Raw genomic sequence first — 20,164 nt, forward strand, 5'->3', positions numbered from 1 at the left:
CCTTAAATTAGTTTGAGTTCGACCAGTCATCGAGTTTAGTGCCTTTAAGTGCTGCATCAATATGTTGATTCATACGAAGCGCAGCAAAAGCATCACTGTGTATTTTAAGCTGTTCAACAGCCTGTTCAATGGCTTTAATGTCTTGCCCAGTCAATTCGGCTTCTAACTGCGCTTTGGCAGTATTCAAAGCTTGCAACTGTTCTGAGCTTAAAAGTTGAGCATCTACCTTTAAAGCTTGTTGTAAAGCTTCAAGTTCACGTTGCGCTTCAACTTTTGTTTCATGCAAATGACGCAATTGCTTGTCTTCTTCTGCATATTTAAAACCATCTAGCAGCAAACGCTCGGTATCTGCTTCAGATAAACCATAAGATGGTTTGATGTCGATATTTGCAGTCACACCAGAAGTGGTTTCTTTGGCTGAAACACTAAGTAGGCCATCGGCATCGACTTGGAAGGTTACTTCGATACGCGCCTGACCCGCAGTCATTGGTGGAATACCATACAGTACAAAACGACCTAGGCTACGGCAATGTTCTACCAAATCACGTTCACCTTGTACCACATGAATGAGCATGGCAGTTTGACCATCTTGATAAGTGGTAAATTCTTGGCGACGTGCCACAGGAATTGCAGTATTGCGTGAAATTAAACGTTCCACCAAACCGCCCATGGTTTCTAAACCTAAAGACAGTGGGGTAACATCTAAGAGCAATGAGCCATCTTTACTATTACCAATCAGTTGATTAGCGGTAATTGACGCACCAATTGCAACCACTTCGTCTGGGTTAATTGTGCATAATGGTTCTTGATGAAATACTTCACGGACAGCTTTTTGTACAGCATAAGAGCGTGTTGAACCACCGACTAAAACCACATTTTGGATATCATCTAGGTCAAGTTTGGCATCACGTAATACACGTTTGCACACACTAATAGTTTTATCTAATGCAACCTGAATAATACTTTCAAAATTTGTGCGGTCTAAATGCAGCGTATGTTCTAAAAGTTTTAATTCAACACTTTCTGCATTGCTGAGCGCTTCTTTGGCTTTACGTGCAGACACGATAAAGTGTGCATATTCTGCATCATCCAAGCTTTTAATATTCAGCTGTTTTTTTGCCCATTTTACAATCAGGCGATCTAAGTCATCACCACCTAAAGCAGTGTGACCGCCTGTAGCTAAAACTTCAAAAACACCTTGAGAGAAACGTAAAATAGAAACGTCAAAAGTACCACCGCCCAAGTCGTAAATCACATAGTTACGGTCTTGTGCTAAGTTGGTGTCTTGATCTAAACCGTAAGCTACAGCTGCCGCAGTCGGTTCGTTTAATAAACGCAATACGTTTAAACCTGCAAGCTCGGCAGCATCACGTGTAGCTTGACGTTGCGCCTCATCAAAATATGCAGGTACAGTAATCACTGCACCATTTACAGGGTTTTGTAGGCTGGCTTCAGCGCGGTCTTTAAGTTGTTTAAGTAATTCTGCAGAAATTTCAACAGGTGTTTTGCGACCTTGAGCTGTCTCAAACGCAGGCATTTGATTGTCTTCACCCACCAAAGTGTATGGATGTTGAAACTTGATGTCCGCTTTAGAGCGACCCATAAAACGCTTGACTGAAACAATCGTGTTTTTAGGGTCTGTAGTGATAAATGGCGCAGCTGCATTGCCATAATGTGTATTTTGCGCTGCATAATGGACGATAGACGGCAGTAGCACGCGACCTTGCTCATCATGCAAGACTTTGGCTTTACCAGAAAGAACTGTGGCAACCAATGAATGCGTGGTGCCTAAGTCGATGCCAATCGCAATGCGATGTTCATGCGGTGCACTTGATTGACCTGGTTCTGCAATTTGCAAGAGCGCCATTATGTAAAATCCTTTGCCCGTTAAATATTAAAATACAAACTAAAATTAAAAATCATCGTCTAAATCAAAACTGTCATCATCTAGGAAACGATCTTCAGCTTTGTCTATGTCAGCCATGATTTTTGTGAAAAAGCGCAATTTACGCACAGTGTCACGTGCTTCTGCCCAATCTTCTTCGGCATAGTCAATTTTAAATTCACGGACTAAACCATCAACCCATTGTTGTACTTCAACTTTCAAAGACTGTAAGTCATCGGCACAACTGGCATCATCCAATTGCTCACGAATTTCCAAGGCGTCTTGTAAAAATTCAAAATCATGAATGGATTGATCGAGATGATAATCTTGCTTTTTCAATGAGAGTAAATATGCAGCACGACTATCTACCGCAGAAAGTTGTTTAAATGCCTGATTAATTTGACTAGATTTAATCAATGCCTGATCTTTGTCTTCGGCTTTGTCGGGGTGATATTGCTGCTGTAGCTTTAAAAATTCAGCTTTTAAAGTAGCAAAATCAATATCGAGTTCAACAGGAAGATTAAACAACTCAAAATGATTCATGGGAGATGGAATCCGCGATTAGTGTGCAAAATTGGCTGAATAAATACAATTAAAACAGTGTATTGTACACTGTTTTAAACTAAAAAGAGGGAAGCGGCTGTTATACCGTGAACGATTCACCGCAGCCACATTCACCTTTTTTATTGGGGTTGTTAAACTCGAAACCTTCGTTTAAACCATTTTTGACATAGTCCATTTCCATGCCATCAAGGTAAACCAGGCTTTTCGGATCAACGAAAACTTTAACACCAAACTGTTCAAACATTTGATCATGCGTATCGACTTCATCTACAAATTCGAGTACATAAGCCAAACCAGAACAGCCTGAAGTTTTCACACCAACGCGAATACCTTGACCCTTACCGCGATTCTTTAAGTAATTGCTGATATGAGTTGCAGCATTTTCAGTTAAATTGATCATGAAAACTCCGTTTATTTTTCCACAAAACTTAGTAAATTAAGCTTTGGTCTTTTTGCTGCGATAGTCTTCTACAGCAGCTTTAATAGCATCTTCTGCCAATACAGAACAGTGTACTTTCACAGGTGGAAGTGCAAGTTCGGTTGCAATATCAATGTTTTTGATGGCTTGTGCTTCATCTAAAGTTTTACCTTTAAGCCATTCAGTAACCAAAGAACTTGAGGCAATGGCCGAACCACAACCATAAGTTTTGAAACGTGCTTCTTCAATCACGCCTTCGTCATTGACTTGAATTTGCAGACGCATTACATCTCCACATGCAGGTGCGCCCACCATACCTGTACCAACGTTTTCAGCATTTTTGTCTAAAACGCCAACATTACGAGGGTTTTCGTAATGATCAATTACTTTATCGCTATAAGCCATGTCGCTTCTCCAAACCTCGGGGTCAGCCTTAATATAAATATGGGGGTGAAATTACCTTTATCAATCTAATGGCTTCCTGTCAAAGCCATTAGATTTGGGATGAATTAGTGTTCAGTCCATTCGACTTTAGAAAGGTCAATCCCTTCTTTATACATATCCCAAAGCGGTGAAAGTTCACGTAACTTTTCAACTGCGGCTTTAGTCACAGTTAGGACATGATCAATATCTTCTTCAGTGGTGTATTTACCAAAACTAAAACGAATTGAGCTGTGTGCAAGTTCGTCTGAAAGCCCTAATGCACGTAATACATAAGATGGCTCTAAGGTTGCTGAAGTACATGCAGAACCTGAAGATACCGCAGCATCTTTAAGAGACATCATTAAGGATTCACCTTCAACAAAGTTGAAGCTGACATTTAAGTAGTTAGCAACGTTTAGCGTTGGATGACCATTCAGGAATACTTGTTCCATGCTGTTCAAGCCATTCCAAAGTTTGTCACGTAATACACGTAAACGGGCTTGCTCAGAAGCCAAGTTTTTGCCTGCAAGTTCAAATGCTTCACCCATACCTACAATTTGGTGGGTTGCTAGTGTGCCTGAACGCATGCCACGCTCATGACCACCACCATGCATTTGCGCTTTTAAACGTACACGTGGACTACGACGTACAAATAGTGCACCAATACCTTTAGGACCGTAGATTTTGTGTGCAGAGAAGCTCATTAAATCTACTTTTAAGGTGGATAAATCAATTTCTACTTTACCAGCAGCTTGGGCAGCATCGACATGGAAGAAGATTTTTTTAGCACGGGTGATTTCACCAATTGCAGCAACATCGGTAATCGTACCAATTTCGTTATTTACCATCATCAACGACACTAAAATGGTGTCTGGACGAATTGCCGCTTCGACCATTTCAGGTGTAATTAAACCTGTTTGTGGTTGTGGGTCTAAGTAGGTGATTTCAAAACCTTCAGATTCAAGCTCACGGCACGTATCTAAAATGGCTTTGTGCTCAATTTTAGAGGTGATAATGTGTTTACCTTTAGACGCATAGAATTGTGCTACGCCTTTCAGTGCAAGGTTATCCGATTCTGTTGCACCAGAAGTCCATACGATTTCACGTGGGTCTGCTTTGATTAAGTTTGCAACTTGCTCACGAGCATATTCAACTTTTTCTTCTGCTTGCCAGCCATAAGCGTGCGAACGAGAAGCGGCATTACCGAAAGTCCCATCAAAAGTCAGGCACTCCATCATGCGTTCTGCAACTTGAGGATCTACAGGAGTGGTTGCTGCGTAGTCAAGATAAATTGGACGTTTCATGTCAAATACCTGTAACCGATAAAAGAGCTGAATCAAACGGTGCTGTGTTCTGACGGATGGCAACAGTTTGTACGTTGTCACGCGCAACTAAGTCAGCAAGTGAGATTTTAGCGAGATAGTCGGCAATATGATGGGAGAGTTCCTGCCATAAGTCGTGAGTCAAGCACATTGCACCATTTTGACAGTTGCCTTTATGGTCGCAACGCGTTGCATCAACAGTTTCGTTTACGGCTTCAATGATTTCTAGCACAGTGATTTCATTTGCACTACGTGCTAAATGGTAGCCACCGTTAGCACCGCGAACACTAGACACTAAGCCGTGGCGCTTAAGTTTTGCGAATAACTGCTCAAGATAAGCAACAGAAATAGTTTGACGGGCTGCAATTTCAGCAAGCGTGATCGTTTGTTCAGTTGGCTGCAAAGCTAAATCAAGTAGAGCAGTCACTGCGTAGCGACCGCGAGTTGTTAAGCGCATGATTCGATACACATGATTAGACTAGATATGGGTATTCTATGAATCCCGACTAAAATAGTCAAGTATTTTATTGTGATATTGTGCGCGAGGATTTACGCTGTTTTTATTTGATATTTCAATGCGTTTAAATGACCCATAAATTATACACTAATAACGTAATTAATAATATCGTTATTACACCAAAGGCGATGTTAATGCGCTTTTGACGGCGTTCAATCCGACGTATGCGGTTTTTATGTTGTTTCAGCTCAACTTGTAAGGTGTTGATTTTAGAGCGTTGTTCATCAATTTTGTCTAAAAGTGGGGCAATGCGCTTTTTAGAAGCGATCACTTCTTGTTCTTGAGGTGCTTCTTTCAGCCATTCTTTCCAGTCGGCTAAAACTTTGGGGGCACTAAAATGCAAAATCAGATCACGAAATTCATCTTTCAGGGTAATGTCACCATCTATACGCATGTGTTTAATACTGCGGCGATTACCTAAAATAAAGATTTTGAATAAATCTATGAGGCTGGTACGTACATCTAAATCGACAGCTTGTTCGGGTGCTTTGGTGTCAAAGAGGATGCCATTTGGATTGAATTCCACGTAAATATCGAAATAAGGAATATAGCTATTAATTTTAATAGTGACTTTCTGGTTAACAAATTTTTTAGCCTGCAAAGCGACCACACGATCATGTTTCAGAATAAAGCTAAAAATTGTTTCTAACACAATCATGAGCATGGTCAGCAACAAATGCGGATTACTTTGTCTTTGTTGCGAATCACTCATAAAATCAAGTCCCTAAATCTAAAGTTGAATTCCTTGTTTTGCACTTCATAGCGAATAAGTCTTATAGAAGCACAGCGAATAATCATGCTTTGTAGAACAGTTTAGCAAAACGATCAAGTATTTAATTTGCTATTATGAAAGCATTTTGTAGGTTTATTACATTTATGTGCGCATAAAATATGCAGGAGAGGTTCATGGAAAAAATGACGGATAGCGTAGAAGAGCATTTGGTTGAGCAAGAAACCACATTGAAAAATAAAGATAAATTACGTTCAGGACGTAAATCATCACTCGACTTTCGTAAATATACCAAGCAAATTTGGTTGGCGGGTTTAGGTGCATTTTCACGTGCAGAAGAAGAAGGCAATAAATTGTTTGACTCTCTGGTCAAGGTGGGAGAGGAATTAGAATTTAAAACCACAGAAATTGCCGATCAAACAGTTGAAAAGGTGTCTGAAAAAGCCAAAGAGTCGGTTATTGACACTAAAGATAAAGTTGAGCGTTTAATTGACCATAGCGTGAATCATTCTTTAAATAGAATTGGCTTAGTGACAGCAAAAGACCTGCAACATTTGGAGCAATTGGTACTCCAATTGCATGCCAAAGTTGATGCTTTGATTGAAGAAAATAAACAATTAAAAGAAGCTGTTGCGAAAAATTAATTCCCCACAAAGCGTACTTAAAAGATGCTGCTTTATTATACATCAGGTATTTTAGGGCAAAACGCAACACTTTCTAATGGTTCCATCGTTTTTACCATTTATTTTGCATAAAAGCATGTATGGAGTATTGCTTTTACCCTCAAAGCATTGCTATAAAGGCGTTACGGTAATTTAAATTAAATCTCTGGACCCTAATTAAACGATATTAAGAGGACGTAATTTTCATGAATAAATCAGAATTAATCGATGCAATTGCAGAGAAAGGGGGATTGTCTAAGACTGATGCTGGTAAGGCTTTAGACGCTACAATTGCTTCTATTACTGAAGCGCTTAAAGCGGGTGATACTGTAACCCTCGTTGGTTTTGGTACATTTAATGTGAAAGAGCGCGCTGCTCGCACGGGTCGTAATCCACAAACAGGTGCTGCGCTTGAAATTAAAGCAAGCAAAGTACCAAGCTTTAAAGCGGGTAAAGGTTTAAAAGATTCAGTAGCATAATCTTTTAAAATGCCAAGAAAGCGCGCCAATTGGCGCGTTTTTTATTAATAATGTCAATAAACGGCTTCAACGCATTCATTCGTTGAGGGTTTTCAGTTAAAATCTCGCACAAATAAAATATTGGAATACTTATGGAATCTTTTCGTAAAGTTATTAAGGGTTGGTTGGGCAAAGTTTTGCTCGTCTTGTTTTTGACCCCTTTAGCACTTGTAGGTATTGAAGGATATTTTAGTGGAGGTCAGTCTGAGGACACTGTACAAACGGTCAATGGTCAGCAAATTTCAAAACGAGAACTAGATAATCTGACCAATTCCTTGAAAGAACAATACTTGGCCTATACCAATGGTGATGAAACACTATTGAATCAAAATTATATTCAAAACAAAGCCAAAGATACTTTGGTTGCACGCACCTTGTTATTACAACAAGCTGAGAAATTAGGGATTTCTTTGAGCGATGCACAAATCGAACAAATGATTGCGCAGCAACCAAACTTCCAACAGGATGGCAAGTTTTCTGAAAGCTTGTATGCAAACTATTTGCAATCTGTAGGCATGACCAATCAGGCGCTTGTAGCAAACTTACGTCAAGACCATGCATTAAAAATGTTGAGTGCTATCTTTACCGATTATGCTTTAGTTAGTCCATCTGATATTCAGCAAATTGCCAACTTGCAAACCCAGCAACGTACTTTGCATTTATCTAGTATTAAGTTAGATGATTACAAGAAAAATATCACCACAAATGCGCAAGAAATTGCGGCGTATTATGAACAGCACGCTAATGCCTTTAAACGGGTTGCCAGCGTTGATGTTGATTACATTGTGGTAACTCCAGCCAATATTGCACCTGCAAATACGGCTGTCACTGAAGCAGAGTTACAACAAGCGTATCAAAAGTTTGTCGAAACTCAAAAAGGTGCTGCTGTACCGACAGTGAAACATATTTTAATCACTACCGATGCGCGTGATGATGCCGCAGCTAAAAAACTTGCAGAGCAAGCCGCTGCTGAAATTAAGCAAGGTAAAAGTTTTGCTGCAGTTGCGCAAAAGTATTCGGATGATCCTGAGTCTAAAGCCAAAGGCGGTGAGGTTGCAGGTTATGAAGCAGGCGTATTTGGCGATACTTTTGACAAAGCCGTGGGTAGCTTAAAATCTGGTGAAGTATCACAGCCTATTAAAACTCAATATGGTTATCATGTGATTCAAACAGAAGGTGCTACGGTTCAAATTCCTACGTTTGAAACTCAAAAAGCACGTTTAACGGCAGAATTGCAAAAAGCCAAAATTGAAAATGCCTATACCGATACTATCAACAGCTTAAATGAATTGGTGGTGAGCAGTGATACTTTAGATGTGGTGGCAGAAGAAGTGAAAACGGCCAAAGTTGAATCTGTTAATGGTTTAACTTTAGCGGCGCAGCATCCTGTTTTAAGCCAGCCTCCTGTCAAAGTTAAATTGTTTAATGATGATGTGAAAAATGGCGATCGCAACGCATCGAGTAACATTACTTTAGCCAATGGCGATGTGGTATGGGTTAAAGTGCGTAATTACCATGCTGCAGGTGTGCAAACTTTAGAAGAAGCAACACCACGCGTAAAAGCTAAACTGATTGAGAAAAAAGCCTTTGATGCAGCGAAAAAAGATATACAAGCCGCATTGGATGCATTTAAAACTCAACCTGCAGCGACCGTTTTGGCGAAAAACCAAATTCGTTTTGAAAATGCAGGCACATTCACCCGTGCAGATGGTTTGTTAAAGCGTGAAATTGAACGTGCTGCATTTAGTGTACCTGCACCTAAGCAAGGCATGTGGTCAGTGACAACAGCATCTTTACCAAATGAATTGGTTGTTGTGGCTGTCTCAAATGTAAACGATACTACATCGAATGCTTTAACGCCTGAGCAACTGAAAGAGTTGGCGCAGTTGTATCAACAATTGCGTGCTCAACAAGAGTTGGATGACTATACGCAATATTTGAAATCCAAAGCGAAAATCAAATAATTGATTGTGTATCTACAAAAAAACCAGCAAATTTGCTGGTTTTTTTTGGTGCATATAAAAGATTAGGCAAGAAGATTTAAGATTTATTCTGCGCGAATTTTTAGCTCATAACCTGTGTATTTGCGGATGTTAATCACGCCTGTATCCAATATGAGATATTGTCCTTTAATACCTTGTAACTTACCGCGAATAATTGGGGTTTTATCTAAATTATGTGATTTAATTTTCTCAGGATACCGCTCTACAGGGTAAACAAACTCACGTGGTGGCTCTTTATCTAACAATTCAACGGATTCATTGAATTCTAAGTTTTGACTAAATTCATCGCGAATGGTCTGAATTTTAGGTGCAAACTCTTCAATTAGCTGCTCCCGAACTTCAATCAGGTTTAGATGTTCTGCTTTGCCTTTGAGTAGTTTACGCCAGTCCGTTTTATCTGCCACTTGTGAACCAAACATGACTTCTAATTGCCCAGATAAACGGCGTGAGCCAACTTTCATAATTGGCAAGGCTTGAGTTGCACCCTGATCTAACCAACGTGTTGGCATTTGACCTAAACGGGTGATTCCCACTTTTAAGGCACTTGAATTGGCTAAATATACGATGTGCGGTTGAAAGCAAACTTCTTGAGCAAAACTATCTTCACGACAGGTACCTAAATGATAGTGACAAGTTTCAGGCTTCATAATGCACATATCACAAGATGCTTTGGTTTTAAAACACTTAAAGCAATGTCCTTGCGAATAGGATTTTGGGGTTTTTACGCCACAAGAAACACAATAAATATTGCCCGCCCACTCCATTTCAAGCTCTTGCCCAAGCTGAAAAGGTAGATCAATTTCTGAACGGTCTAGAATAAATTTATATTCAACATTTGCCTTGTGTACCTGTTCATCAGTTACACTATGGTCCTTAAGACCTGCGTGCATTTTATGGCAAATGCCTTGTAGTTCCATAAGAAAATACTCTCTCAAAAATGAAGGAATGCAGTGATGGCTGAAATGCGTTTAATTCAAGCATTAATTGATGACTTATCTCTACAACAGCCAATTTCTACTGCATTGTGTATAGGGCAAAATATTGAAGCAAGTCCGAAGCATAACAATCAAGCGCCTGATCAGCCCAGCATCCAATGGCAGTATTTTAGCGCATTGGCATTTTTAAATCTGCCTTTTACCCAACGTTTTGATTTAGCTGTTGTATTTTTAGATGCTGCTGATTTTGCCTCACAGACGCAACAACACACCTCACAAATTTTGGTGAAGCTACGTGATTTATTGGCAAAGCGTATTGTGGTGATTGCTGCGCGTGAAGATGAGCAATTACTTAGAGCGCTTGGTTTTACACAATTGATTGAACATCGCTTTGAGCAGCATCATTTATGCTTATGGCAATTTAATATTTTGACTTATAAGCACGTGCCAGATTGGTTTAATTCTAAGTTTTGGGCAAACCCTGAAAATTGGGATAAATTCCGTTGGTAAGTGCTGCATTAAACTAACAAAAACCTAATCATGATGAATACTTAACAAAAATTTAGAATATTGCAAAATTTAACAATTTCAATCGCGTAATTCAGTCAAAACTTCGTATGCTGTCTTAGGGCATGAGGAGGCAAATAAAATGACCAATTTAAGCAATATTGTTGAAATATTGGCAAAGCAAGCATTGGGTGCCAATCAGCAATCTAATCAATCTCAAGGTGGTTTGGGCGGTATTTTAGGTTCAGTTTTAGGGCAACTTGGTGGCAATAACCAACAATCTGCACAAGGCGGTTTGGGCGGAATTCTTAGTTCGGTACTTGGTCAGTTGGGTGGGCAACAACAGCGTACTGCTGCGGGTGCTTCAGGTACACAAAGTTTATTGATTGCAGTTTTGCCTTTGGTGTTGGCATGGATCCAAAAACAGGGGGGCTTGCAAGGTGCTTTAGATAAACTTAAAGGACAGGGCTTAACCAGTCAGGTGGATGATTGGGTGTCTACAGGGCCAGGTGAAAATGCACATGTAGGTGCTGAACAAGTACAAAGTTTATTTGATGATGCTGATGTAGAGCAGGTTGCGCAGCAAACTCAAGTGCCGAAGCAAGATATTTATAGTGCGATTTCTACAGTCTTACCACAAATTATTGATTCATTGACACCACAAGGTGAGCAAACCAGTAAACAAGAAGCCAATGATGATATTCAGCAAGTGATGAATTTAGTGTCAGGGTTTTTAAAGCGTTAAATTTAAGAAAAAATAAAAGGGCATAAGCCCTTTTATTTGTAGAATTCACTTTAATCTTAAGATTAGAAGTTATATTCCATACCAAGACCGAATACAGTCATTGTGTCATCTTTACCAACGCCTGTTTCCCAGTCACGTTCTTGTGATGCTACTACGCCATACATACGCGCTTGTTTGTTGAAGTGATAGTCTACACCAAGACCATACTGGTCGATTGTACGGTCTTTTACACCAGTCGCTGTTGTTTCAGCAGTGATATATTCAGCTTTAACAGTCCATGGAGTGTCTGCAAATTTGTAAGCTGCAGTAATACCCATTGCTTGTTCTTCTAGAGAAGCTGCTTCACGTTTTAAGTTCTTAGTTGGATTTGAGCCTTTTTCTACTGTAGCTGCTAGAACTGTAGCTGACGGAGAGTCAGAAAGTTCAGCTTGTTGCCATAAAGCACCTAAAGTTAAACCTGATAGACCAGCTGCTTTAAAGTTATAAGAACCAGTTACACGCACCGCATCTGATTCTACATCTTTTAGGCCGTAAGCAGCATAATCACCTTGTACACCCATGTTAGCTGCAACTGCTAGAGCAAGACCAAGGTCTTTATTGTCATAGCTTAAAGAAGTTGAAACTGCATCACCAAATCCATCACGCACTTCTGTTGTATATTGAGAAGCAGTGTTTTCACCTTGTTGTGCCATAATGCTGAATTGAACACCACCAAGTAATTTCTTGTCAGTTTCAAAACCAATCACGTTTTTAGGACGTTCTTCACCGTGCAATACTTTAGTCATGTCAAGACGAGTATGGTCGTTGAAAATGTCTTGTGCATTACCTGCAGAAGTTTTGAAGTAAGAGTCATATTGACCAGCTTTCAAAGTACCAATACCAGCCCATTTAAGACCTAAGAAGCGGTTACGTAGGCTCCAGTCCGTATCTGAACCAGCACCATCTGTAGAAACAGCCCATTCAACTTGATACACCGCAGATAAGTTGTCAGTTAATTTTTCTTCGCCTTTAACGCCAATGCGTGAAGAATGAGAGCTTAACTCGGTAACATCATTACCTTTAAAGTCATGGTTATCTACTTGATCTAAAGATACATTCAGTTTGCCGTACAAAGTTGGTGCTGCTTGTGCTGCGCTTACACCCATTGCTGCAACAGTAGCTGCTAGAAGCAATTTTTTCATCAAGATTTCTCCAAAACACTTTTAAAAATGGCATTCGCCTTGCTTTCTTATTTAGTTAGCTTGTGTACAAAAAGTTACACAAGCTCATCAACTTGCTAAGCAGTATCTGTAAACTTTGTGACATTGAAGTGAAGAAAAAATTACAATTTGATGACGGGTAATAAAATGTAATAAATAGACTTCTTGCGTTAGTGACATTTTAATCACCCGAAAGCTATATTTTATGAGCTTTTAGCCAATTCAAAAAATTAGATAAAACCATACTTTCGCGAGAGGTCTAATAATTGTGACTTATTTTTAAGTATTTGAATTGTATTTAAATAAAAAATGGAGCAGCTGCTCCATTCATTTTGTATGACACTTTTGAAATTTTTAAAGCGCTGCTTTAATTTTTTCTGCTTGGGCTTTAATTTTTTCTTGATTGCCCATTTGTGCAGCATGTTTTCCAAGTTGATGAACCGAGGTTGGAATTAAGTGAAAATGTACGTGGGGGACAGTTTGACCTGCACTTGTACCTGACAATTGCATTAATACAATACCATCTACACCCAAAGCTTGCTGCATAGCTTTCGCAATTTTTTGAACAATTTGAATAGTATAAGCTGCTGCATCTGCAGGTAAATCCAATAAGGTTACTGCAGGTGTCTTAGGAATCACGAGAGTGTGACCATCGGCTTGTGGCATGATGTCCATAAACGCAAGAACTTGGTCATCTTCATACACTTTAATTGCAGGAAGCTCGTCACGTAGAATTCTTGCAAAAATATTTTGATCATCGTAAGCCATTATGATTCCTTAAATTCAGCCTATGCTATTTTAGAACGGTTATTTACAGTTCAGTTCTTTTTGACGTGCTTTGATTGCGTCAAGACGTTGTTGTTCTTTTTCAGAGAACTTTGGCTTGGTTGTATAACAGTTGTCATTGCCAAAACGTGCTTTAGCTTCAGGATCTTTAAAGCAGAAGCCTTTTGATGCATAAATCACATCGTGGTCATTTTTAAGTTTTTGACATTCTTGTTCAGATGCAAAAGCAGTTGAACTTGCCCCGATTAAAGTTGCAAGGCTTGCAAATATCGCAATGCTAAACTTGTTCATAAGAGTTTCCTCTATTTAATGATGGTGTGACTAGCCACTTAATACACATTATTGGGTTTATAGATGTATATTCAATGGCGAGTTCTTACTCTAGGGTAATATTACTCCATAATTCATACATTTTCACTGCAGTGGAAAAATCACTGTTTTTTTCTGCACTTAAATTTGCTGCTTGAATCAGGCTTTGGGTTAAAGCTAGTACAGGTGCAGGCAACGCTGCTTCACGGACTAAATCTAATGCGATGCCTGTATCTTTAGCCAGTAAAGGTAAAGCAAAAGTATTTGGAAAAGCACGGTTCAGTACTCGCTGCGGCAAAATTATTTCCGTTACTGCACTTTTACCGCTCGAAGCATTAATACATTGCAAGGCCTGATTTAAGTTTACGCCATGTGCTTTTAAGGCGGTAAAACCTTCAGCTGCTGCACATAAACTCACAGCCATTAGCATATTATTGACTGCTTTTACTGCAAAGCCTGCGCCAGGTTCACCTACATGTTGAATTACTTTACCAAAAGCCTGAATTGCAGGTAGGGCTTTTTCAAAAGCAGCAGCTTTACCACCAATCATGACTGTTAATGTCGCATTTTCTGCACCAATCGTTTGCCCACTTACAGGTGCATCTAAAAAGTCGACCTGATGTACTTCAAGTCGTTGTACTAATTTTTTAGCACTCTCAGGTACGCCACTGGTGCAATCGACCCATACTGAGCCTGCTTTCAGCTGAATTTGTGCAATTAGGTTTTCAACTTCAGTACTGGTGGGTAAGCAAGAAAAAATAATATCTGCTTGAACCGCTTGAGCCAATTCAACCGCTTGTGTGCCATATTCAGCAGCATGTTGCTCGGCTTTGGCAAAGTTACGATTCCAAACATAGACCGTGTCAAAATGTTTAGGTAAATGTGCTGCCATGCGGTAGCCCATTGCGCCTAAGCCAATAAATGCAACAGATTGAATCATGTTCTTGCTCTCTTTATCCGATTTTGCTGGATCGTTGTTCTAACCATGTGGTCAGTTTAGGCCAAAACGCATTGGCACTTTTTTGACTGGACATTAAACCTAAATGTCCACCTGGAATAAGAGTAAACGTGACATCGCTACTACTTGTCAATTCACATAAAGGGTGAGCAGCTTCGGCTGTGACAATTTGATCGCTATCACCCGCACCGACCAAAAGTGAACAATCAATATTTTTAAGTTCAATGGTATGTTGATTCAGTTGAATAGCGCCTTGTTTGAGTGGGTTTTGCAGCCATACATTCAATACCATGTCCTGATTAATCCCACCTGGATAATCAATCATATTATTTAAAAAATTGGCTAAGGTCGCGTTTTCATGCAAGGTTTGTAAGTCGTGCAGATTCGATAGCATCTGTTTATTGCTTTCTAGCCATGCTCTAGGATCTAAAATTTTAAAACCAATCGCATTGATTAAACCTGGTGTATGAATTAAATGCTTGGGAATTTTTCCTGAATAAAAGGCATGTTGTAATTTAGGGTATTTAGAAATCAGCTGATTGGTCAGTTGAAAGAGTTTACCAAGTCGCCCCGAAGCATAACTATCTACAGGGCTGCCTAAAACCATAAGGTTTTTAATATGTGCGGGTTGTTGATCTGCCACATACAACATGGCAAATACCCCCGCCATACTCCAACCATGCAGTGAAATTTGTTCGACTTTGGCGTGTTGTAAAATGAGCTGAATGCAATTGGGGATTGCATCTTGAATAAAAGCCATAAAATTTAAATGACAATGTTGATAGGTCAATTGTCCCCAATCAACCAAATACACATCAAAACCGCTATGCTGAAAATGTTTCACCAAAGAGCGATAGGGATATAGGTCATAAATCGACATAGTAATTGCTAAAGGTGCAACAAAAACCAGCGGTTCTTTATATTGCTTATCTGGCGAAGCGTAATAGCGAATCTGCGCAAATTTATAACGTCCCACGATGTCGTATGGCGTGGTTTGTGAGAGCACCAAATCACGACTTTTAAACAGACGAATACTCAGGTTTTTTAGCTTTTTTCTGTATGGATTAAATTTGCGTTGTAGCTGATTCATAAAGTGTTCTATCACACACGGCGCCGATTTGAATGAAGTCTAAACGATATTTATATATTTTACCTTGACCTTAAATGCGCTTGGCGCTCAAAATGTTGGCAATTATTAACAAACAGGTCTTAGGACTAAGTTTAGGGCTGAGCAGTAAAGATGAGTCAACACGACGACATTGAATATCAATTAGATACTTTGGCAATTCGTACCGGACACAACCGTACAATTGAAGGCGAACACAGTGAGCCGATTTTTCTGACTTCATCATTTGTTTGTGAAAATGCTGCCGATGCAGCTGCAAAATTCTCAGGTGAAATTGAAGGCAACACCTACTCACGTTATACCAACCCAACCGTACAGGCTTTTGAAAAACGCTTGGCAGTATTAGATGGTGCGGAACGTGCGGTTGCGACCAGTTCGGGTATGGCGGCTGTTCATGCGATTACTTTGGCTTATCTTAAAGCGGGTGATCATGTGGTCTGTTCACGTGCGGTATTTGGCTCGATCATTTCACTGTTTGAAAAATACGTGATGAAGTTTGGTATTGATGTCACTTTTGTTGATTTAGAAGATTTAGACAGCTGGAAACAAGCTATTCGTCCAAATACGCGTCTTTTATTTATTGAAACGCCATCGAATCCATTGGCACAAGTAGGCGATTTACAAGCCATTGCCGATATTGCACATGCAAATAATGCTTTATTTGCAGTTGATAACACCTTCTGTACCCCAGTTTTACAACAACCAATTAAATTTGGTGCTGACCTAATTATCTACTCATCGACCAAATATATTGATGGGCAGGGACGTGCTTTAGGCGGCGCTGTGGTGGGCAAAGATAAACTGGTTGAAGAAATCAACGGTGTGATTCGTACTTTGGGTAACTCATTAAGTCCATTTAACGCATGGATTTTCTTAAAAGGTTTAGAAACTTTAAGCCTGCGGATGAAAGCACATTGCGCCAGTGCACAAAAACTTGCCGAGTGGCTAGATGCACATCCAAAAGTTGAAAAAGTGTATTATGCAGGTCTGCCGCATCATGCGGGGCATGAGTTGGCGAAAAAACAACAGTCTGGCTTTGGTGGTGTTGTATCTTTTGTGGTGAAAGGCGAGCGTGAAGGCGCGTGGACTGTGATTGACAACACACGCTTCCTATCTATCACCAGTAATTTGGGCGATGTAAAATCAACCATTACCCATCCTGCAACAACATCGCATGGCAGAATGACCGCAGAAGCCAAACAAGCAGCAGGTATCAGCGAAGGTTTAATTCGTGTTTCTGTTGGCTTGGAAGATATTGATGATATTATTCGCGACATCGAGCGCGGTTTAGACCTCATTTAAAACTAAATAGATCATTTGTTCGGAGATTTTTATGAACATTAATATGTTGATGCAGCAAGCGCAGCGCATGCAAAAAGAAGTGGAAAACAACATTAAAAAAGCCAAAGAAGAACTTGCACAAACTGAAGTGCATGCAGAAGCGGGTGGTGGTTTAGTGAAAGTGACCATGACTTGCCGTAATGTGGTAAAACGCATTGAAATTAATCCTGAATTATTGCAAGACGATGCAGACATGATTGAAGATTTGATTGCCGCTGCAATGAATGATGCAGCCCGTCAAGCCGAAGCAATTTCTGAAGAAAAAATGAAGTCTGCAAATTCAGGCATGGGTTTGCCACCAGGTTTGGCAGGTTTATTCTAAGGAACGGCGTATGTTTAGTGATCGTTTTGATCAACTGGTACAAGCGCTACGCATTTTGCCAAGTGTTGGGCCAAAGTCGGCTCAACGCATGGCATTGCACCTGATTATGAAAAATAGAGAAGGTGCAGTCGGTTTGGCTCATGCTTTGAACGAAGCCACAAGCTATATTCATGAATGTTCAATTTGTCACTCATTAACGGAAGATGAGGTCTGCGATATTTGCGCCTCACATGATCGTGACGCACACTTACTTTGCGTGGTGGAATCTCCAGCCGATGTCATGGCGATTGAGCAAAGTGGAAGTTTCCGTGGCAAATACCATGTTTTAGGTGGGCACTTATCACCTTTAGATGGAATTGGGCCTGACGAAATTGGTATTCCGTACTTGGTTCAGCGTTTAAGCAATGGCAACATTAGCGAAGTCATTTTGGCGACCAATGCAACTGTAGAAGGTCAGGCGACAGCACACTATTTAGTCGAAGCGACTAAACATTTGCCTGTGCAGATGACTCGTATTGCGCAAGGTGTGCCGCAAGGTGGCGAGCTTGAATATGTCGATAGTCATACGTTAAGTCAGGCGGTGCATAATCGGATGCGAATGAAATAAGCATTTAGATGCTTATTTCATATGATTTATGTGAGCTTTATTTGAATGGTCATCTGATCAATCATTCACTAAAAGGATTACTTGCATTCAAAGGCAATAAAAAATCAAATTAAGATAAAAAACGATAAAAAATTTAATATTTCACGGTATTGACTTGGAAATTAGATAAACATTGAAAATACTGGACATATTTTTATAGCTAAATACTATTTAATGTTTAAAATGAAGCCCTAGAGAATCCTGTTTTACCTGCTCGCTATGTTCCAATTTATTCATCAACAAAAAGACTTTGAAAATGTCTTGGCATTAATGAGCCAAAACAGCACTTATGGTTTAGACACCGAATTTATTAAAGTTGATACTTTATGGCCAAAATTGGGCGTATTCCAGATTAATGTCAATGATCAGATTTATTTGTTAGATGGGACTTCGTTAAATTTAAGTGCATTTTGGGAAAAATTGTTTAAAGCGCAGCAAAATATTTTTCATGCCTGCGGCGAAGATATTGATTTAATTTATCATTATGCGCAGAAAAAAAACTTGAATAACGTGTTTGATACCCAAGTAGGGATGTCATTTTTAGGGCATGGTTTACAAGTCAGCTATCAAAATGCTTTAAAAACCATGCTCAATGTCGATATTGATAAAGGGCAAACCCGCTCAGACTGGCTTGCACGTCCGTTGTCCGATGAACAGTTAAATTATGCTGCCAATGACGTGCTGTATTTAATGCAATTGGCAGATAAGGTACAAACAGACTTAAAACAACATTATTTACTGGATTTTGCACATGAAGATTGCCGCAATTTAACTCAGGAAATTGGTGAAGAAACACCGTTAGAGTTGTTGTATCAGGATGTGGGCAATTATCGTCATTCACGCCGTCAACTCATGCAATTACAACAGTTAGCTGTTTGGCGTGAGCAAATGGTGAAAGCCTTAAACCAACCACGCAGTTTTATTTTGCGCAACTCTACCATGTTGGATTTAGTCGAAAAAAATCCTAAAAATCAGTTCCAGCTCAGCAACATTAAAGATTTACGCCCGCATATTGTGCGTGAACATGGCAAAACCATTTTAGATTTAATTAAATATCTGCCTGATCAATCACAATGGCCATTGCGTATGGCGCGCCCAATTCGCCATTCTTCAAAAGAAGTGGGTGAAAATGTAGAACAGGTCATTCAGCGCGCAGTACAGGAAACTCAAATTCCAAAAGAAGTTTTATTGCGAAAAAAATGGCTGAATGCACTTTATCAACATGTGGTTTTTCATAACGATGAGCAAGATTTACCCAACTATTTGTTAGGTTGGCGTTATGAATTATTAACCCGTCCTTTAATTGAAGTTTTGCATGCTGATCAGTCTTATTTGTCAGGTCAGATGAGAGTTGCTGAATAACCCAGACTGATCTTCGTTTAAATACAGCAGTTTTTACATCAAAATGGATGAATTTTCACGTCATTCTTTGTTTGAGAATAAACATAGACCAATGCGTTAATAATGGTTAATGTATCTCGGTTTTTTTTGTTGTATCCTTTGCCTGAGTTTTTAGAGTTTTGTTGTTTATGCACTGTTCAATTTATAAGTCGAGCAAAAAAGATGAGATGTATTTATACATCGCCCGTCCTGAGCAAACTGAAGATCAAGCAGAAGCGTTTGACCCGCTTGAAGTATTACCTGAGCCAATGCGAGTTGCATTTGGTCGTGCGACATTTGTAATGGATTTGGAATTATCTGAAAGCCGCAAGTTGGCACGTGTGAATGTTTTGCACGTTATGGATTCTATTCAAACACGTGGTTTCTTTATTCAAGTACCGCCAGAAGGTTTAATTAATCCAAACGCTGTGGAACCAGAAGGCTTACGCGGTGCATAACCTTTGTTCAGGAGTTGAGAAATGAATAGCGTGATGACTGGATTGGATTCAATTCCTGAAACTGCAATTGCTGTTTCTATTTACTTATTGGGAAGTGCCATTATTTTGTGGTGTTGGTATGAAATTGCCAAACGCTTGCCAAACCCATTAGGTGGTATCACTTGGATTGTGCTGTTTGCAATTTTACTTACCCCCACAGTATCTGAAGGCAGCAATGCAGCACTTGCCCCAGCCATCTTTGGACTTCTTTTTGGTGTTTTAACCAAAGAAATGCCATTGGTTTGGTCTAATTTATCTGCCATTTTATTTGTGATCGGTCTTGGTTTGTTGGTCGGCTATTTCTGGTCAAGATACCGTCTTAAACAAACGACTTATACAGCCAACAAAAACACCTCACCACTGTAACTAAA

General features: G+C 39.7%; 24 protein-coding genes. 11 read left to right on the top strand and 13 right to left on the bottom strand.

The features are described from left to right. Positions 1–7: 7 nt before the first annotated feature. The 7 genes from hscA to B2W49_RS11970 form a co-directional block, all read right to left on the bottom strand. Entirely contained in the window at positions 8–1,867 is a 1,860-nt protein-coding gene (hscA, locus tag B2W49_RS11940; RefSeq protein WP_291341550.1) for a Fe-S protein assembly chaperone HscA, read from the bottom strand. Between the two features lie 45 nt (positions 1,868–1,912). Further along, positions 1,913–2,428: a Fe-S protein assembly co-chaperone HscB gene (gene hscB / locus B2W49_RS11945; protein ID WP_291341552.1), complete on the bottom strand. Its 516-nt coding sequence runs from the start codon at positions 2,426–2,428 to the stop codon at positions 1,913–1,915. Positions 2,429–2,528: 100 nt separating this feature from the next. Then, the gene (gene iscA / locus B2W49_RS11950) at positions 2,529–2,849 is read right to left on the bottom strand and encodes an iron-sulfur cluster assembly protein IscA (RefSeq protein WP_004976650.1); all 321 of its coding nucleotides are present in this window, start codon (positions 2,847–2,849) and stop codon (positions 2,529–2,531) included. A 36-nt stretch (positions 2,850–2,885) separates the two neighbouring features. Next, positions 2,886–3,272, bottom strand: coding sequence for a Fe-S cluster assembly scaffold IscU (iscU, locus tag B2W49_RS11955; protein WP_004976649.1), 387 nt, complete (start codon positions 3,270–3,272; stop codon positions 2,886–2,888). Between the two features lie 104 nt (positions 3,273–3,376). Continuing rightward, entirely contained in the window at positions 3,377–4,594 is a 1,218-nt protein-coding gene (locus B2W49_RS11960) for an IscS subfamily cysteine desulfurase (RefSeq protein ID WP_291341555.1), read from the bottom strand. Position 4,595: 1 nt separating this feature from the next. Beyond that, on the bottom strand, positions 4,596–5,069 hold the full coding sequence (locus tag B2W49_RS11965) for an Rrf2 family transcriptional regulator (RefSeq protein ID WP_004976645.1): 474 nt from the start codon (positions 5,067–5,069) through the stop codon (positions 4,596–4,598). 124 nt (positions 5,070–5,193) lie between these two features. Then, positions 5,194–5,841: a hypothetical protein gene (locus B2W49_RS11970; RefSeq protein WP_291341557.1), complete on the bottom strand. Its 648-nt coding sequence runs from the start codon at positions 5,839–5,841 to the stop codon at positions 5,194–5,196. Positions 5,842–6,035: 194 nt separating this feature from the next. On the opposite strand from B2W49_RS11970, the gene B2W49_RS11975 reads away from it, so the two are divergent. From B2W49_RS11975 to B2W49_RS11985, 3 genes are all read left to right on the top strand, one after another. Beyond that, positions 6,036–6,503, top strand: a complete 468-nt coding sequence (locus B2W49_RS11975; protein ID WP_414630604.1) for a phasin family protein — start codon at positions 6,036–6,038, stop codon at positions 6,501–6,503. 224 nt (positions 6,504–6,727) lie between these two features. Beyond that, positions 6,728–7,000, top strand: a complete 273-nt coding sequence (locus tag B2W49_RS11980) for an HU family DNA-binding protein (RefSeq protein WP_291341559.1) — start codon at positions 6,728–6,730, stop codon at positions 6,998–7,000. Positions 7,001–7,131: 131 nt separating this feature from the next. Continuing rightward, positions 7,132–9,003 (top strand): SurA N-terminal domain-containing protein, encoded by a 1,872-nt coding sequence (locus tag B2W49_RS11985; RefSeq protein ID WP_291341561.1) that lies wholly within the window; start codon positions 7,132–7,134, stop codon positions 9,001–9,003. Between the two features lie 83 nt (positions 9,004–9,086). Here B2W49_RS11985 and B2W49_RS11990 read toward each other — a convergent pair whose 3' ends face one another. After that, the gene (locus B2W49_RS11990; RefSeq protein WP_291341563.1) at positions 9,087–9,959 is read right to left on the bottom strand and encodes a DUF2797 domain-containing protein; all 873 of its coding nucleotides are present in this window, start codon (positions 9,957–9,959) and stop codon (positions 9,087–9,089) included. Between the two features lie 36 nt (positions 9,960–9,995). On the opposite strand from B2W49_RS11990, the gene B2W49_RS11995 reads away from it, so the two are divergent. Continuing rightward, positions 9,996–10,487 (top strand): DUF6231 family protein, encoded by a 492-nt coding sequence (locus B2W49_RS11995; protein ID WP_291341565.1) that lies wholly within the window; start codon positions 9,996–9,998, stop codon positions 10,485–10,487. A gap of 139 nt (positions 10,488–10,626) precedes the next feature. Further along, complete coding sequence (locus tag B2W49_RS12000; RefSeq protein WP_291341567.1) at positions 10,627–11,229, top strand: YidB family protein; 603 nt, start codon at positions 10,627–10,629, stop codon at positions 11,227–11,229. 62 nt (positions 11,230–11,291) lie between these two features. Here B2W49_RS12000 and B2W49_RS12005 read toward each other — a convergent pair whose 3' ends face one another. The 5 genes from B2W49_RS12005 to B2W49_RS12025 all read right to left on the bottom strand — a co-directional run bounded on the left by B2W49_RS12005 (position 11,292) and on the right by B2W49_RS12025 (position 15,571). Next, on the bottom strand, positions 11,292–12,410 hold the full coding sequence (locus B2W49_RS12005; protein WP_291341569.1) for a porin: 1,119 nt from the start codon (positions 12,408–12,410) through the stop codon (positions 11,292–11,294). A gap of 372 nt (positions 12,411–12,782) precedes the next feature. Continuing rightward, positions 12,783–13,196, bottom strand: a complete 414-nt coding sequence (locus B2W49_RS12010) for an HIT family protein (protein ID WP_291341571.1) — start codon at positions 13,194–13,196, stop codon at positions 12,783–12,785. 39 nt (positions 13,197–13,235) lie between these two features. Further along, entirely contained in the window at positions 13,236–13,505 is a 270-nt protein-coding gene (locus B2W49_RS12015) for a YARHG domain-containing protein (protein ID WP_291341573.1), read from the bottom strand. Positions 13,506–13,590: 85 nt separating this feature from the next. After that, the gene (locus B2W49_RS12020) at positions 13,591–14,463 is read right to left on the bottom strand and encodes an NAD(P)-dependent oxidoreductase (protein WP_291341575.1); all 873 of its coding nucleotides are present in this window, start codon (positions 14,461–14,463) and stop codon (positions 13,591–13,593) included. A gap of 13 nt (positions 14,464–14,476) precedes the next feature. Continuing rightward, entirely contained in the window at positions 14,477–15,571 is a 1,095-nt protein-coding gene (locus B2W49_RS12025) for an alpha/beta fold hydrolase (RefSeq protein WP_291341577.1), read from the bottom strand. 150 nt (positions 15,572–15,721) lie between these two features. Here B2W49_RS12025 and B2W49_RS12030 point away from each other — a divergent pair, with 150 nt between their 5' ends. The 6 genes from B2W49_RS12030 to B2W49_RS12055 all read left to right on the top strand — a co-directional run bounded on the left by B2W49_RS12030 (position 15,722) and on the right by B2W49_RS12055 (position 20,159). Next, complete coding sequence (locus B2W49_RS12030) at positions 15,722–16,909, top strand: O-succinylhomoserine sulfhydrylase (RefSeq protein WP_291341579.1); 1,188 nt, start codon at positions 15,722–15,724, stop codon at positions 16,907–16,909. Positions 16,910–16,940: 31 nt separating this feature from the next. After that, positions 16,941–17,270, top strand: coding sequence for a YbaB/EbfC family nucleoid-associated protein (locus B2W49_RS12035; protein WP_004976621.1), 330 nt, complete (start codon positions 16,941–16,943; stop codon positions 17,268–17,270). A 10-nt stretch (positions 17,271–17,280) separates the two neighbouring features. Next, entirely contained in the window at positions 17,281–17,877 is a 597-nt protein-coding gene (gene recR / locus B2W49_RS12040) for a recombination mediator RecR (RefSeq protein ID WP_291341582.1), read from the top strand. A 258-nt stretch (positions 17,878–18,135) separates the two neighbouring features. Next, positions 18,136–19,278, top strand: a complete 1,143-nt coding sequence (locus B2W49_RS12045) for a ribonuclease D (RefSeq protein ID WP_291341584.1) — start codon at positions 18,136–18,138, stop codon at positions 19,276–19,278. Between the two features lie 167 nt (positions 19,279–19,445). After that, the gene (locus B2W49_RS12050; protein WP_291341585.1) at positions 19,446–19,754 is read left to right on the top strand and encodes a YcgL domain-containing protein; all 309 of its coding nucleotides are present in this window, start codon (positions 19,446–19,448) and stop codon (positions 19,752–19,754) included. Between the two features lie 21 nt (positions 19,755–19,775). Continuing rightward, positions 19,776–20,159 (top strand): hypothetical protein, encoded by a 384-nt coding sequence (locus tag B2W49_RS12055; protein WP_236162931.1) that lies wholly within the window; start codon positions 19,776–19,778, stop codon positions 20,157–20,159. The last annotated feature ends 5 nt before the right edge of the window (positions 20,160–20,164 follow it).

The sequence above is a fragment of the Acinetobacter sp. UBA801 genome (assembly GCA_002296655.1).
Classification (GTDB): domain Bacteria; phylum Pseudomonadota; class Gammaproteobacteria; order Pseudomonadales; family Moraxellaceae; genus Acinetobacter.